This is a genomic window from Leptolyngbya sp. FACHB-8, assembly GCF_014695575.1.
Lineage (GTDB): Bacteria > Cyanobacteriota > Cyanobacteriia > Elainellales > Elainellaceae > Vacuolonema.
Window position 1 is genome coordinate 84,342 of the sequence record NZ_JACJOO010000048.1, and the last position, 15,772, is coordinate 100,113.

At 51.9% G+C, this 15,772-nt stretch carries 11 protein-coding genes; 7 read left to right on the forward strand and 4 right to left on the reverse strand.

From position 1 onward, the window contains the following. Positions 1 to 71: 71 nt before the first annotated feature. The 3 genes from H6F91_RS10635 (at position 72) to H6F91_RS10645 (ending at position 4,068) form a co-directional block, all read left to right on the forward strand. The gene (locus H6F91_RS10635; RefSeq protein WP_199307742.1) at positions 72 to 599 is read left to right on the forward strand and encodes a hypothetical protein; all 528 of its coding nucleotides are present in this window, start codon (positions 72 to 74) and stop codon (positions 597 to 599) included. Between the two features lie 479 nt (positions 600 to 1,078). Next, a complete protein-coding gene (ftsH2, locus tag H6F91_RS10640) occupies positions 1,079 to 2,965 on the forward strand; it encodes an ATP-dependent zinc metalloprotease FtsH2 (RefSeq protein WP_190775171.1) in 1,887 nt (628 codons plus the stop codon). A 326-nt stretch (positions 2,966 to 3,291) separates the two neighbouring features. Next, a complete protein-coding gene (locus tag H6F91_RS10645) occupies positions 3,292 to 4,068 on the forward strand; it encodes a PspA/IM30 family protein (RefSeq protein WP_190775170.1) in 777 nt (258 codons plus the stop codon). A 217-nt stretch (positions 4,069 to 4,285) separates the two neighbouring features. On the opposite strand, the gene H6F91_RS10650 is transcribed toward H6F91_RS10645, so the two are convergent. Next, entirely contained in the window at positions 4,286 to 4,804 is a 519-nt protein-coding gene (locus tag H6F91_RS10650) for a hypothetical protein (RefSeq protein ID WP_190775169.1), read from the reverse strand. A gap of 357 nt (positions 4,805 to 5,161) precedes the next feature. On the opposite strand from H6F91_RS10650, the gene truB reads away from it, so the two are divergent. Continuing rightward, positions 5,162 to 6,058 carry a tRNA pseudouridine(55) synthase TruB gene (gene truB / locus H6F91_RS10655; protein WP_190775240.1) on the forward strand — a complete coding sequence of 299 codons (897 nt, stop codon included), beginning with the start codon at positions 5,162 to 5,164 and terminating at the stop codon, positions 6,056 to 6,058. Positions 6,059 to 6,236: 178 nt separating this feature from the next. On the opposite strand, the gene H6F91_RS10660 is transcribed toward truB, so the two are convergent. Then, complete coding sequence (locus H6F91_RS10660) at positions 6,237 to 6,530, reverse strand: hypothetical protein (RefSeq protein WP_190775168.1); 294 nt, start codon at positions 6,528 to 6,530, stop codon at positions 6,237 to 6,239. A gap of 330 nt (positions 6,531 to 6,860) precedes the next feature. On the opposite strand from H6F91_RS10660, the gene recN reads away from it, so the two are divergent. The 3 genes from recN to H6F91_RS10675 all read left to right on the forward strand — a co-directional run bounded on the left by recN (position 6,861) and on the right by H6F91_RS10675 (position 13,841). Continuing rightward, positions 6,861 to 8,708: a DNA repair protein RecN gene (gene recN, locus H6F91_RS10665; protein WP_190775167.1), complete on the forward strand. Its 1,848-nt coding sequence runs from the start codon at positions 6,861 to 6,863 to the stop codon at positions 8,706 to 8,708. A gap of 450 nt (positions 8,709 to 9,158) precedes the next feature. Further along, on the forward strand, positions 9,159 to 10,268 hold the full coding sequence (locus tag H6F91_RS10670; RefSeq protein ID WP_190775166.1) for an AI-2E family transporter: 1,110 nt from the start codon (positions 9,159 to 9,161) through the stop codon (positions 10,266 to 10,268). 351 nt (positions 10,269 to 10,619) lie between these two features. Further along, entirely contained in the window at positions 10,620 to 13,841 is a 3,222-nt protein-coding gene (locus tag H6F91_RS10675) for a PAS domain S-box protein (protein ID WP_206754922.1), read from the forward strand. Between the two features lie 2 nt (positions 13,842 to 13,843). On the opposite strand, the gene H6F91_RS10680 is transcribed toward H6F91_RS10675, so the two are convergent. Then, positions 13,844 to 14,971, reverse strand: a complete 1,128-nt coding sequence (locus H6F91_RS10680; RefSeq protein ID WP_190775164.1) for a nucleoside hydrolase-like domain-containing protein — start codon at positions 14,969 to 14,971, stop codon at positions 13,844 to 13,846. Between the two features lie 537 nt (positions 14,972 to 15,508). Continuing rightward, a complete protein-coding gene (locus tag H6F91_RS10685) occupies positions 15,509 to 15,649 on the reverse strand; it encodes a hypothetical protein (protein WP_190775163.1) in 141 nt (46 codons plus the stop codon). Positions 15,650 to 15,772 lie beyond the last annotated feature (123 nt).

The following is a 15,772-nucleotide window of genomic DNA, read 5'->3' on the forward strand; positions in this document are numbered from 1 at the left end:
CACAGACCAGACACCCAGTGTTTTCAAAAACACCGGGTGTCTTAACCCCACAACTTAACTTCCCTTTATCCATGCCCAAGTCTCTCTGGTTTACCCCACTGGCGTTGGCCCTGTTTCTTCCTCTGCCTGCCCAGGCTCAGCAAATTGTTGTTACGGGTGGTAGTAGCATTTTTGAGAACGTCAGCCTGAGTCCAAACTTTGCTAACGCGACCATCCGAGGGATTAGTGGTGGGCCAGTGTCGGCTACGCAACTGGCACGCCAATCAGAGACAGACACTGGGGCATGTTTAGGATTTGTGGATGAGCAGCCCGATCACACAATGCAGTTGACGAGCCGCTTTTCCTATCTGAGTTTGCAGGTGCAGAGCACGGCGGATACGACCCTAGTGGTGCGAGGGCCAGGAGGCACCTGGTGTAACGATAATTACAGTCTCGACTTTAATCCTGGTATGTCTGGCGAGTGGTTGCCGGGAACCTATGAGATTTGGGTGGGTTCCCATCGGGTCAACCGATACTATCCCTATGTCATCCAGATTTCGGAAAGCAATCCCATCGCCAACCGCACGGTTCCGGTTGCTCCTCCTGTAACTGCACCCTAGCCTGATTCAGGACTGACACATTTATAGGGCGTGGGGTGTGCAAAGCATACCCCACGCCCTATAAATGTGTCAGTCCTAACTAGAACGGTTAATTTTTGAAAAGCCGCACGAAGGGAGCTTTTCAAAAATCAACCGTTTACCTTTATAGCGCTATCTCTCTCTAGCTAGCCCCAGGTCTTTCACTAGATTTGCTATAAGGATTTAACAGAAGGGTATGGCTCCTTTTGAAGTGGAGCCATGATAATCGGGCCTCACTTCCCGGGTTGTCTGCCTTTACAAAATTAGGTTAAATTTAGTTAAGAACGTTTCTCAGAAATTTGAGTTCCTCTAGGTAAGCCTGCTCAGGAGTTCTTCCACAGGCTTGGAAAAAAAGATCGGAAAGAAAATCTAAGTTTACTGGCTAGTGTCCTGGGCGATCGCAACATATGCAACCGTTTCAGGCTTCTAGGCTCAGATGTATCAAAGGGCGACACCGCAATATGAAAATTTCCTGGAGAGTAATCCTACTCTGGCTGTTGCCAGTTCTGGTCATCGGCTTCTTCTTTTGGCAAGGAGCCTTTTCGAGCGCACCTATGGCGACCGGGAATAACACCGCCAGTACCCGGATGACCTATGGGCGTTTTCTGGAGTATTTGGATGCCGGTCGGGTCACGACAGTGGATCTGTTTGATAGTGGGCGGACGGCCATTGTTGAGGCCGTTGATCCCGACCTCGACAACCGGGTTCAGCGTCTACGGGTTGACCTGCCCGGCAACGCACCAGAGCTGATCTCCAGATTCCGTAACGAAGGCATTAGCTTTGACATTCACACTCCCCGTAATGATGCAGCGGTTTGGGGTTGGTTGGGCAACCTGCTGTTCCCGCTGATGCTGATTGGGGGCCTGTTCCTATTGTTCCGTCGCTCTAATAACATGCCGGGTGGCCCTGGCCAGGCGATGAACTTTGGTAAGTCCCGTGCCCGCTTCCAAATGGAGGCGAAGACGGGGGTTATGTTCGATGACGTCGCGGGTATTGAAGAAGCGAAGGAAGAACTGCAAGAAGTTGTGACCTTCCTGAAGAAGCCTGAGAAGTTCACCGCTGTGGGTGCCAAGATTCCCAAAGGTGTGCTGCTGGTTGGCCCTCCGGGAACGGGTAAGACCTTGTTGGCGAAGGCGATCGCTGGTGAAGCGGGGGTTCCCTTCTTCAGCATCTCGGGTTCTGAGTTTGTGGAAATGTTCGTCGGGGTGGGTGCGTCCCGCGTTCGCGACCTGTTCCGCAAGGCTAAAGAGAACGCTCCCTGTATCATCTTTATCGATGAAATTGACGCCGTAGGTCGTCAGCGGGGTGCTGGTATCGGTGGCGGTAACGACGAGCGGGAGCAAACCCTGAACCAGTTGCTCACCGAGATGGATGGTTTCGAGGGTAATACCGGGATCATTATCATTGCGGCGACCAACCGGGCTGACGTTTTGGATTCGGCGCTGCTGCGTCCCGGTCGTTTCGACCGTCAAGTACTGGTGGATCCACCCGATGTTAAGGGCCGTCTGGCAGTGCTGCAAGTGCACGCTCGGAATAAGAAGCTGTCCTCTGATGTTTCTTTAGAGTCGATCGCCCGCCGCACTCCCGGTTTCTCCGGTGCTGACCTGGCGAACCTGCTGAATGAGGCGGCTATTCTGACCGCTCGTCGTCGCAAAGACGAAACGGGCATGGCAGAAATCAACGACTCCATCGACCGCGTTGTTGCCGGTATGGAAGGCACACCTCTGGTGGATGGTAAGAGCAAGCGCTTGATTGCCTATCACGAGATTGGACACGCTTTGGTGGGTACGCTGCTGAAGCACCACGACCCCGTTCAGAAAGTAACCCTGATTCCTCGGGGGCAGGCTCAGGGCTTAACCTGGTTTATGCCTTCCGAAGATCAAAGCTTGATCTCGCGCGCTCAAATCCTGGCTCGGATTACGGGTGCCCTGGGTGGCCGTGCGGCAGAGCAAGTGATCTTTGGTGATGCCGAAGTAACCACTGGAGCCGGTAACGACCTGCAACAGGTTACAGGCATGGCGCGTCAGATGGTAACCCGATTTGGGATGTCTGATTTGGGTCCCATGTCTTTGGAAAGCCAGAGCGGTGAGGTCTTCCTGGGCCGTGACTGGACAACGCGTTCCGAGTACTCTGAAGAGATTGCCTCTCGGATTGATGCTCAGGTACGGACGATCGTTGAGCATTGCTATGACGATGCGTGCCGCTTGATGCGCGAGAACCGTGCCCTGATCGACCGAGTTGTGGATCTGCTGATCGAGAAGGAAACCATTGACGGTGACGAGTTTCGTCAGATTGTAGCTGAGTATGCCAATGTTCCCGAGAAGGAACAGTTTATACCTCAGCTGTAATTCAGAACGTCGCTCTTAAAAAGGCGGTGGGCTTAGCCCGCCGCCTTTTTTGATGATTAAGTGGGTTTAGAGCTCCGGTCGTTCCGACAGCGGTTAGGGATAGGTTCTGTGCTCACTTGTGGAGAGTTCTGCAGGGCCAAACCTTAAACGTTGACTGCGATCGCCCCTAGTCCCTTAAATCACCCCCTAAAATAGTCCATAGAAAGCCAAGACATCCGCACCTTAATGGACTGGATGAGTTGTGGGTTCGTCAGCCACAATAGAATCTGGCGGCTCCCCGCACAGGCAGTCGCACCCCTATTCACTACATATGGGAAGAGAGAATCATGGGATTGTTTGACCGTGTCAGCCGAGTGGTCCGCTCCAACCTGAATGCAGCGGTGAGCGCCGCTGAGGACCCGGAAAAAATTCTGGAACAGGCCCTGATTGATATGCAGGAAGACCTGGTGCAACTGCGACAGGCGGTGGCGAGTGCGATCGCCAGCCAGAAGCGCATGCAGCAGCAGTACAATCAGGCGCAAACGGAATCGAATAACTGGCAGCAGCGCGCCCAACTGGCCCTCCAGAAAGGCGATGAGAATCTGGCGCGGGAAGCCTTGACCCGACGGAAAACTCAAACGGAGATGGCAACGTCTCTGAAAACTCAGCTGGATCAGCAGAGTGCTACGGTAGACACCTTAAAGCGCAACCTGATCGCTCTGGAAGGCAAAATTTCTGAGGCCAAGACCAAAAAGGATATGCTCAAAGCTCGCGCCAGTGCGGCAAAAGCCAACGAGCAACTCCAGAGCACCATGGGGCGCATGGGCACCAGCACTGCTATGGGAGCCTTCGAGCGGATGGAGGACAAGGTGTTGCAGATGGAAGCCCGCTCTCAGGCCGCAGCGGAACTGGCGGGTTCTACCTTGGAAGCGCAGTTTGCTCAATTAGAGTCGGGTAGCGATGTCGATGACGAGCTGGCCGCCATGAAAGCTCAACTGTTGGGTGGCAGTTCTGAAGCCCAGGGTTCTCTCCCGGCGGCCTCGGCTCCTGCAGGTAACTCTACTTCTACCAGTGATGTAGACGATGAGTTGGAGAAACTCAAAACTCAGTTAGACCAGCTTTAATCGGAGCCGTTTGCCGAATATAGGAAGCGCGCAGTCCGTTGTACTCGTACTTCCCGTATTGAATTTAAATATGACAAAGCGCCTGGAGATAAAAGCTCCAGGCGCTTTCTGTAAGGCGGTAAGAAATCAGGACTTACGCAAGTCCGCCATATTTAGAGCATTTGTGTTGTGTGTTGTGTGCGAAGCACACAACACAAATACGTAAGCCCTGAAATGCCTATCGGGGTAGGTCAGGACAGGTAAATTCGTCTTCAACGGCTGTGTAGGTTATTTCCTGAGTTTCATTGGATGGAATGAGGTTCAGACGTAGCCGTAAGGTTGTATTCGACAGTTCTAGAATTTCGGCGTTGTAGACAGGTTGGCCACCCTCGGTTACCTGTAGACGATTGGGTACCTCCCGATCCGCTGTCCAACCGCTGATAGCGTAGGTTTCGACGCAAGAGGTTTGAAGGAGGGTACCGTTTGGCAGGAAGACATTAATGCTGCCAGGTGCCGGGTCTGAAGGCGCACTGCTGACGCGCCAAATTTTGCTGAAGAGGATGGTTAGATCTCCTGCTGGGGTGGCGGATGCGATCGCCGGATCAGCGCCTGAGCTAGTGGATGGTGCAGTCGTAGAAGCTGATGTGGTGCTTGGTGTTGTGGCTTGCTGTTCTGGAGCCTGGGCTGGAGAACAAGCGGTTAGTCCCGTCAAGGTAAGGCTAAAAGCCATCAGCAGAAAAGCGCGGCGTATAGTCATTGATCTCCTTTGGGGTGTCATTACATCACCGACTGCGAAGTTTATAGAACAAATCTATTGAAAAAATCTTTGCAGATAGACTAATGCTACTACTGTAACTATTTTCGTTAGGTAAGGAGTGAGGTGGTGCAAAGTACCGTTGTTTATAGCGCTACACGCTTGGAAGCAGGAAGTTTATTTTTTGAACAGCTATGCGAAGCGTAGCTGTTCAAAAAATAAACTGTTTTGTATAAGGCTATAGAACTGGGTATAGCCCGTCTTTCTGGTAGCGATCGCCCTCATAAACGGTGGAACGGACTCTCCAGGAGCCGCTTCCCCGATAGGATGGAGATTGCTAATGTCAGTGAAATTGAGATAGTGGACGGATTTCTTAACCTGGACAAGCCCTTGAGGTTTACGTCCCATGATTGTGTTGCGCGGGTGCGGCGACTGCTTCGCCAGAAACGAGTAGGCCATGCAGGTACTCTTGACCCGGCAGCTACGGGGGTTCTGCCTATTGCGATGGGACGGGCAACCCGGCTATTGCAGTTTTTGCCCTCCGATAAAGCCTATCGGGCCGTGATTCGTTTTGGTGTTCAAACGGCTACCGATGACCTGGATGGTGAGGTGCTCCAATCGAATCCCTGCCCCGATTTAACCCTCGAAGCGATTCAGGGAAAGCTGCACCAATTTCTGGGTTCTATTCAACAGATACCGCCACAATACAGTGCGATTCAAGTGGGGGGGCAGCGCCTCTATGACAAAGCTCGTAAGGGAGAAGTGGTAGAAGTTCCCGTGCGCACGGTTGAGGTGCACTCCATTGAGGTGCTGGCCTGGCATTCAGGGGAGTTTCCGGAATTAGAGGTGGCGATCGCCTGCGGTCCCGGCACCTACATCCGCGCGATCGCCCGTGACCTCGGTCAGGCCGTTCACACTGGAGCGACCCTCGCAAAACTCATCCGTACCAGTAGCAGTGGGTTTGACCTCGACAGCAGCTTGTCTCTAACGGATTTAGAAGAACAACTGCAGCAGAATGCCTTTCAACCCATTTCACCTGAGGTTGCCCTGCAATATCTGCCGGTGATTCAACTGGCTGATCCAGAGGCCCGTCGTTGGTGCATGGGTCAACGACTGCTTTGGGAAGGTACAGAGGCTCCCGGTGAGCAGGCATTTCGAGTGTATGGTGAGGGCGATCGCCTCCTCGGTATCGGCCAAATTCGCACCTACGAGTCAGATCCCATCCTGTCTCCCTGGGTCGTCCTCGCGCAGGAGTAAGGAGATTTCCAGTAATGAAATTACCCCCAGAATGTTGGTGCTTTGCCCGCTTCGCGGGCAAAGCACCAACATTCTGGGTAAATTCTTATGCAGAAACCTCCTAAGCTGTGCTACGTCTACCGCCGATTGTAGGGATGCAACATATTACGTCCCTACAATCGGCGGTAGCTCGACAAATTCATTCCCAGGTGGCGACAATTCTTAAGGGTTCAGGAATTTCAGAATCGACTGGGAATTCCAATAGGGTTTCCCGCAGCCCCAGGTAGCCGGATTCTGCAAAGGAAAGTAACATTCGCTGAAGGGCAACCCAGACCTCAGGGTCAAATTCCCAGTCCCGTTCATAGGGGGCGTGAGCGGCGATCGCCTTGAGTGCCCAGAAGTAAGTATTTCGCACCACCGATCCCTGTTTCTTGTACTCAGGAAGGTCTTCGTGATGCACAAAGAGAATATCGTCTTTAATATGCGATCGCATGCATCCAAATTTAATACACTTGTTCTATCATACTAAGGCAAACTCTCTATTCGTTCGAAAAATATCCATTGTATTAGTCCAGTTCCTCCTGTGGTTAACCTAGAAAATCGTGTGATGTAGGGATGTATTCAGGATCAAGCATAGGTCAGGGATGTGAAATGCCTTGCATTTATGCACTTGCCGTCCGAAGGTGGGGCTATTGTCTGGTCTTCGCAGGTCGAGGGTTAAAAATCCGACAAGACAAACACCCTCTACGAAGGAGGACTTAGACTGATAAAGGATGGTGTTAACGAATGGCTGTGAGCGCTTTCGTAGGTCAATCTTTCATTTATGCTAATTTCGCTTCAAATTGAAGATTTTGCACTGATTGATCGGCTGTCGCTGAGTTTTGGCGACGGCTTGAATGTGCTGACGGGAGAGACCGGGGCGGGAAAATCGATTATTTTGGATGCCCTGGATGCGGTCTTGGGCGGCAAAGTCGGGAGCCGAGCAATTCGTTCGGGGGCAGAACGAGCGTCCATTGAGGCGACCTTCCGGTTGGATGAGACGCTGAAAAATTGGCTAAAAGCACAAGCAATTGAACCTTCCTCGGAGGGGCACCTGATCTGTAGCCGTGAAATGACAGCAGGGAAAGGCGGCCAGCGGAGCCGCTCTCGAGTCAATGGGGTGGTCGTCAATAAGCAGCAGTTGGAAGAGTTGCGCGATCGCCTGGTAGAAATCACGGCTCAGGGTCAAACAGTGCAGCTAGGTCAACCCGGTCTGCAACGAGCCTGGTTGGATGGCTTTGGTGGGCCTGCTCTGGTGGAACAGCGCGAGAAGGTTGCTGCTGCCCACGCTGCTTATCAGCAAGCGGCCACAGCGCTAGAAAAGCGCCGCCAAATAGAACAGCAGCGCCTCCAGCAACTCGATTTATTTGAATATCAAGCGCGGGATTTGGCCGCGGCTAACTTGGGTGACCCCGACGAGCTGACTGACCTGGAGCAAGAACGGCAACGATTGGCCCATGCCGTCGATTTGAAGCAGCAGAGCTATGAGGTTTACCAGGCGCTCTATCAGAACGATAGCGGTGGCGAAGCCTGTGCTGACTTACTGGGGCGGGCTGAGAATACCCTGACAGACATGCTGCGCTACGATTCCCAGATCCAGCCCATTCTGGATATGGTGATTGAGGCGATGGCTCAGGTGGAAGAGGCTGGACGGCAGATCAACTCCTACGGTGAGGATCTGGAAACAGACCCTGAACGGCTGGAGGAGGTGGAGCAGCGAATCCTGCAACTGCGACAGATTTGTAAGAAGTATGGTCCGACGCTGGCGGATGCGATCGCACTCCACAACCAGCTTCAGGCAGACCTGGAAAGCCTGACCGATGGTGGACAATCTCTAGAAACCCTGGAAAAACAGGTGGAAGAGCGCCTCGCAACCCTCGTCAGTCTTTGCGCTGCCCTGACGGACTTGCGTAAGGCTGCTGCCCACAAACTACAAGCGCAACTGGTGGAGGAGCTCAAACCCCTGGCGATGGACAAAGTCCAGTTCCAGGTCAATGTGGCTCCCATGACACCCAGTGCCAGCGGTGCCGATCGCATCACCTTCCTGTTTAGCCCCAACCCTGGTGAGCCCCTGCAACCTCTCTCAGAAATCGCTTCGGGTGGGGAAATGAGCCGTTTTCTGCTGGCCCTTAAGGCTTGCTTCTCCCAGGTAGACCCTATCGGTACGATGGTGTTCGATGAAATCGACACAGGGGTATCGGGACGGGTGGCCCAGGCGATTGCTGAAAAGCTACATCAGCTCGGCCAACGTCATCAGGTGCTCTGTGTAACTCACCAACCGCTCATTGCAGCGATGGCAACCGCCCATTTCCGGGTTGGTAAACATGTCATTGATCTGCCCACAGGTACCGTGCAACAGAACGGCAGCAAGACGGCCAAAAAGGGCGATAGCAATGGCAATGGTCACAATGGTAAAACCGAGGAGGTTCGTACCGTTGTCCGGGTCACTCCATTGGATTCTGCGGAGCGTAAACAGGAGATTGCAGCCCTTGTGGGAGGAACAGATCAGGAGGCGATCGCCTTTGCAGAATCTCTCCTGACGCAGGCGGCTCAAACCCGAGGGGAAGTGCCAGAAGCGGTTACGGCGGCTAAGTCAACAACACGCGCTTCGAAACGGCGTAAATCAAGTTAGGAGCCTTGCAAAAGCAACTTCAATTTCTAATGTTGAGCACGCTAAGCATGCTCAACATTAGAAATTAAAACTCGATGTCTGCTATTTTCCTATAGCCGAAGGTCTTAATTCTGTCGCTGTAGAAGCGGATACTAATTCGTCCAAGTTGTTCTGCAATTTAAGGCGTAGGGTGGATGGGAAGTGCAGGCTTTCTTTCTACGCTAATAACAGTATCTCGCAATGTTCAGTTATTACTAACAACAGAGAAAACGTGTGTGGCCTTTAGGCTACATGCAAGATTTCTGAATCAAAAACATAGCTTTTAAGCGATCGTCCGCACCCTATGAAAAAGGAGCTTGAGAGTCCGTCCTTTCTACAAGATTGAACTCCTTTCTTCCTTTTCCATAGTGGACGAATTGCTTTATAGAAAACCATCTGGCATTCATTCCGCTTGAAGAGGGGAGTCTTACCTTGCGTTTAGGTAGTGGAATTGGCTTAGTTGTTATTGTTGCTTCCTTAATCGTTCTTTGGAAGATTCGGGAGATTTTGCTTCTGGTTTTTGCGGCAGTTGTCTTTGCCACGGCCATTAATCGGTTGGTACGACTTCTACAACGGTTCAATGTAAAACGGGGGCCAGCGATCGCCCTTTCAATTGTTGGTCTACTGGCGCTGGTGATTGGTTTATTTGCCCTCGTTTTACCGCCCTTTATTAACCAGCTTGAGCAATTAGCAGATCTAATTCCCCCAGGTTTAGAACGTTTGGAGCAGTGGGCAGAGGTAGTGCAGCGTTGGATTCCTCTAGGGTTAACCGAAGATTTCGGAAGTTTAGATGGTTTGGTACGACAGCTACAAGCTTATACTCCACGGGTTTTTAATAATTTCTTGAGCCTGTTTTCAAACTCCCTGGGTATTTTGTTGCGGACCCTGCTGGTGCTGGTTTTAATTATTATGCTTTTAGCCCAGCCACGGCCCTATCGTGAAGGTTTCACATTACTGTTTCCATCTTTCTATCGGCGGCGAGTAGGTGAGATTCTACAGCAATGTGAAAAGGCTTTGGGGGGATGGGTAACAGGCATTTTATTCAATATGACAGTGATTACTATCATGAGTGGTATTGGATTATGGATCCTGAATATCCCCCTCGTGTTTGGTAATGCAATTCTGGCCGGCTTGTTGACCTTTATTCCCAATTTAGGACCAACTTTAAGTGTCGTTCCACCTGCTATTTTGGGCTTGCTGGATGCTCCCTGGAAAGTTGGGGCGGTGATTGTTCTCTATATTGTGATTCAGCAAGTTGAAACCAACATCCTGACACCTCTGGTAATGGAAAAACAGGTGTCTCTATTACCTGCGGTGACTCTGGTATCCCAGCTAATCTTTGCAAGTTTCTTTGGGTTCTTAGGATTATTTCTAGCTCTGCCGATTGTTGTGGTTGCTCAAGTATGGATTAAGGAAGTCGTTATTCACGATATTCTGAACAACTGGAAGGCTCCTAATTCCAATCCATCTCTCCAAACCGTTGAGCCAGAGAACATTATTGTGCTGACAACTGCTAACCCAAACACGCAGCCCAAAGTGTAAGTAGCTCGATCCAGTATCTGTTTTAGAGATTATTTTTCGTGTGTTTCGCGCACGAAAAATAATCTCTAAAACAGATACTAACTAAACGTAAGACCATCTACCTGGAACATACAGATTTATACAAGCAGTATGTAAATGTTTACACTAAAGATACCCTTCAAGAAGTAGCACTTTGCTATACGTCTAAGGGTAGAGAATTGCGCCCTAGGATAGAAGCTATTTGATAGTGTCCTCAAGACAATGGGATTTACGACCATCGTTGCTAAGCGGTTGGCTTTTCCGAAGCTGAGGGAAAACAGAATTTGACGAGAGGCTTAGATTGGGACTGGGCCCGCATTCAAACAATACAGCATGGCCAGTGTAGAAGATTTTGGCGATCTAGACAGTTCAATGTCACCTCCCTCTCGAATATTGCTCATCAATCAGGATGAAGGGCAGCGACGGGCTCTACAGCAACGATTAGAGCCTTATTTTGACGTAGTCATTGCTGATGATGAGGCAAGGGCTGTGGCGATCGCCCAAACCTATCCTCCCCGCATTATCCTGGCTGACCGTGACATCAAAATACAGCTGCTTCTTCGGGAAACTCCTCAACTCAAATCGATACCGCTCATCCTGTTGTTATCACAATCCCACCACTCGGATTGGAGCGATACACCTCTGCCAGAGGCCGATGATTATTTAACCGTGCCCTGCTCCCAGCAGGAATTGCTGACGCGGCTTCACCTTCATCTGCAACGGGGGCCCCAGCTACAAACAGGTGAATGGCCAGCGAGTCCTGGGAAGGGCGATCGCCCTTCTTGCAGTGAGAGCGACCAGCAATGGGTGGAAGAAGCTTTGCGCCGGAGTGAAAGCCGCTACCGCATGCTGGCCAACGTTGTTCCTCAACTGCTATGGGTGAACGATGCCGTAGGTAACATCGTGTTTTACAACCAGCAATGGTTGGAGTACACCGGGCAAGCACTACAGTTGGGGGAAGGTTTGTGGCGTTCAGTGATTCACCCCGACGATTTTGAGTCAATCTATCAGATTCGTTCTCAAGCGATTCAAGCGGGTCGAGCCTATGAAGTGGAATGTCGGCTCAAACGGTTTGATGGAACTTATCGCTGGCATCTGGCCCGGATTGTGCCGGTTAAGAATGAGCAAGGACAGACGGTGCAATGGTTGGGAACTGCTACAGATATTCATACCCTGAAGGAAACCCAGGCGGCTCTGCGCGAGAGTGAGGCGATCGCCCGTGCCCGCGCCCAGGAACTCGAAGCCTTTATGGAAGCCGTCCCGGCAGGGGTATGGATTGCTCACGACCCTGAGTGTCACCACGTCACGGCCAACCCTGCGGCGCATCAACTTCTAGATTGTCCTCCGGGTAGCACGGTTACCGCCACCCCAGCGAATGGTATCTACCCATTCCCCTTTCACTTTGAAAAGGACGGCCAACCCCTGGCCCTCACCGATCTGCCGATGCAGCGGGCCGGCCGTTTGGGAGAGGAGACTCAGGACGAGTTTGATGTAGTGTTTGCTGATGGCCGTGTACGCACGCTGTGGGGGCGATCGGTGCCTTTGTGGAATGAGCAGGGGCAGGTGCGAGGCGTAATTGGCACCTTCACTGACATGAGTGAGCACAAGCGTACCGAGCGTATTCTGCGGGAGCGAGAACAGCGGTTCAGTACGCTATTCAATGGTATGGAAGACTGGGGCCTGGTGTACCATCTGTCACCCGATGGCCGTCCGGGTCGGCTCATTGAGGTGAACGATCAAGCCTGTAAGAAATTGGGGTACAGCCGCGAAGAACTACTCTCTATGGCTGTGAGCGACATTATCGTTTCTGCTTTTGTCGATTTGGCTTACAGTCTGAAAACCCTGCTGGAAAATAGGCGAATGATGTTCGAGTCTGTGCACCGCCATCGGGATGGTCACATGATTCCTTGCGAGGTCAGTGCGACTGTTTTCACGCTGGATGGGCAGTTGACAGTGCAGTCTATTTGTCGTGACATCACTGAGCGGCGGCAGGCTGAACAGGCCTTACGGGCGAGTGAAGAACGTTATCGCCAAATTGTCGAAACAGCCGATGAAGGCATCTGGATGGTCGATGCTAATGCTCGTACGACATTTGTGAATCAAAAGATGGCTCATCTTTTGGGATACACCCCAAACGAGATGCTGGGCCGCAAGATGTACGAGTTTATGGACGATGAGGCGATCGCGATCGCCACCGCAAACTTTCAGGAACAGGAGCAGGGAATTAAGGAGCAGCAAGACTTCCGCTTTCGGTGTAAGGGCGGCTCTTACATCTGGACGATGATTTCAACCAACCTTCTGATGAACGATAGAAGAGAGTTTATTGGGGCGCTGGCGATGATTACGGACGTGACAGCTCGCAAGCAGGCTGAGCGCGAGCGGGAGCAAATTTTAGAACGGGAAAGGTTAGCCCGTGCCGAGGCCGAGCGGGCTAACCGAATTAAAGATGAGTTTTTGGCGATCCTCTCCCATGAATTGCGATCGCCCCTTAATCCGATCTTGGGCTGGGCAAGCTTGTTGCAAACCCGGAAGGTGAGTGAGGAAACGCTGAGCCAAGCTTTGCAGGCGATCGAGCGAAACGTGCGGCTGCAAGTGCAGTTGGTGGATGATTTGCTAGATGTGTCGCGCATTTTGCGGGGCAAATTGGCGTTGACTGAGATTCCCATCGATATGGTCAGCATTGTTAACGCGGCCATTGAAACGGTGCAGTTGGCTGCGAATGCCAAATCCATTTCCATTGAAATGAAACCCATTGATACCAAGATGATGGTATTGGGGGATGCCAGCCGTCTTCAGCAGGTCATTTGGAACCTGCTCTCTAATGCCATCAAGTTCAGCCCGAACGGGGGCCATGTCACCATCCAACTGGCCCAAACCGACACACAGGTGCAGGTGCAAATTCACGATACGGGCAAAGGCATCAGTCCAGACTTTCTGCCTCACATTTTTGAGCATTTCCGGCAGCAAGACAGCACCACGACCCGTCAATTTGGAGGGTTGGGTCTGGGTCTGGCGATCGTTCGCTACATTACCGAAATGCATGGGGGTAGCGTAACCGCGGATAGCCCTGGAGAAGAACAGGGGGCAACCTTCACGGTGCTACTGCCTCGGTTGCAGCAGACCGAGGCAGAGCCAGATGAGCCTCCTCAACCGCTGAGCGCTTCCACAGGTTTACAGGGGCTGCGGATTTTGGTGGTCGAAGACAACAACGACACTCGCGATTTTCTGGCATTCTTGCTGGAGCAGAGTGGAGCCGTAGCAACGGCTGCCCCGTCCGCCCAAGAAGGACTCGCCTTGCTCGATCAGCAATCCTTTGATTTGCTCATCAGTGATATCGGCATGCCTGACATGGACGGCTACATGTTGATTCGCCAGATCCGGTCGCGATCGCCCGAAACGGGAGGGAAAATTCCTGCGATCGCCCTCACGGCCTTTGCGGGTGAGCAAGATCGTCAACAAACTCAGGAAGCTGGGTTCCAAGTTCACGTGGCAAAACCTATCATGCCCAACCAGCTCATTGACACCATTCTTGCTGTGCTCCGCCAGCAAGCCTAGAGCTACGGATGAAAGGCTTCCGCTCCAGGTGAAAACCTTTCATCCGCAGACGTCTGGTTGTATAAACGATTGAGTTTTGTGATCAACGCCTCATACATCATGGGACGGCGATCCAGCAGGGTCTGAACGCGAGCCTTGTAAACGGTCTGAGCAAGAGTCCAGGTTCGACAGGGGTCCTGGTAATCCCACGCGTTCCCACCATGTATGTCGGTGTAGTAGTTGGGGCGCGTTTCTGGGAAGGGTTGGTAGAACTGGCCAGCCCAACTCCCTTGTGTTGGCTTATCCCGAGAATGGTTGGGGTCGAGAACATAGAGCAGGGAGGGGGTATCTCCAGCCCGAAAATAACGAGCCCATTCAAATGGCTGCACGACGTCCCAGATGTTGCGGCCTAATGCTCCGTAGCCCTTCAGCTGCTCCAATAACTCCTGGGGGGCATCGCCCTGAAACATACCCTCAAACGTCCAATCGTTCTCGATCCACCACAGGTGATTGAATCGCGGGTCGCTGTAAATTTCCTCCCGGCCGGAGCCATTCCAGTTTTGCTCATGGCAGGCATTATCCCAGGGGCTCCTGAGATGGGTGCCGATGGAAAGTACCCGCAGGCGGTCGGCGATCGCTGGCTTTTTCAATAATGCATCTCGCAGCGTTCGCATATTGCCCCAAACCAGGACATACAGCGGATCGTCTGCTGTAGCCTGTTGCGCTTCTCGAATCAGCAGACGACGGGCGGCACGTGGGTGACGGGCGACGGTTGCACGCAGAGCATCGGGTGCAGGATAGCCCAGGGACTTGTACCGGGTGTTGGTGTCGTTGTAATCCTGCTCGTAGGCGTCGATCGCTAGCATCGTTGCCTTCACACCCCCCGCCAAAAAGCGATGGGGAATAATGCCTCGAATGTTCACCTCATCGGCATACATCAGTAGGTGAGCCATGGATTGGCGATCGTCGGGATCTCCCTGCCCAATGTTGATGTCGGTGGTGATGAGAACGCGGGGGCGATCGCTCCTGAGCTCAGGCGGTTGTGTTGCTGGCTCCTGAGGTAGACAAGCGATTAGAACAAGAAACGTAGATACTAACAGGGCAAGAAAAAAACAGTGCTTCCTCATCCATTGTTTGATTGTCATCATCATGGCTAACCCAGGTTAGGAGATTTCTGAGAAACAATTTCCCCATTATTTGGAGAAAAGGCGCGGCGAAGCCGCGCCTTTTCTCCAAATAATGGGGAAGTTCTTATGTGGAAATCTCCTTAAGGAGTCACCCGATCGAGCAGTTCAAGGGTTCTACTACAAGCAATGCTGAAAAAGCAGCCGTGCGGTAGCGCCTGAGATACCCAACGATGTTTTGGAATGATGTCATAATTATTCCCTCCACAAGGGGTAGTTGCAGAAATATTAATGAATGCTTAAGCCTGGGATGTGCACAGGCTGCCCACTCCAAGGCCGCTACAACATACGCGATGTAGTGCAAATGTAGTGTGAGACTTGTAAGTTTGCTTTCTCCAAATGCTGTATCGCCCGTCAAGCGGGCGGCACAGCACTTGGGGTTTATATTTAACCTGAACTGAGGTTACTCAGGGGTACAACAACGGCAAAAAAAGAGTAACGCGATCGCGTTACTCCAATGGGGAAGGCCAAACCTGTTTTGAATCGTTCGATCCGACGGGTTGATTAGCCGAAGGTATAAGCGGCTTGCAAAGCCCAAAAAATCAACCCGGCGATCGAACCTAAAATCAATGCACCTGCAATCCAAACGGAAACTAGACTATTAGCGTTGCTTCCTTTTGTTAAACTCCGGTTCTGGTCGGTCATGTTGGTGTCCTCCTTGTAGCGCTGGCTGTCCTTACAGCGGCATCGTGCCTAAAAACCAATAATCCATCCGCAATCTTAAACAGATTTAGCTGCAATGGAGAGTTCTATAGCCCACCAAAAATA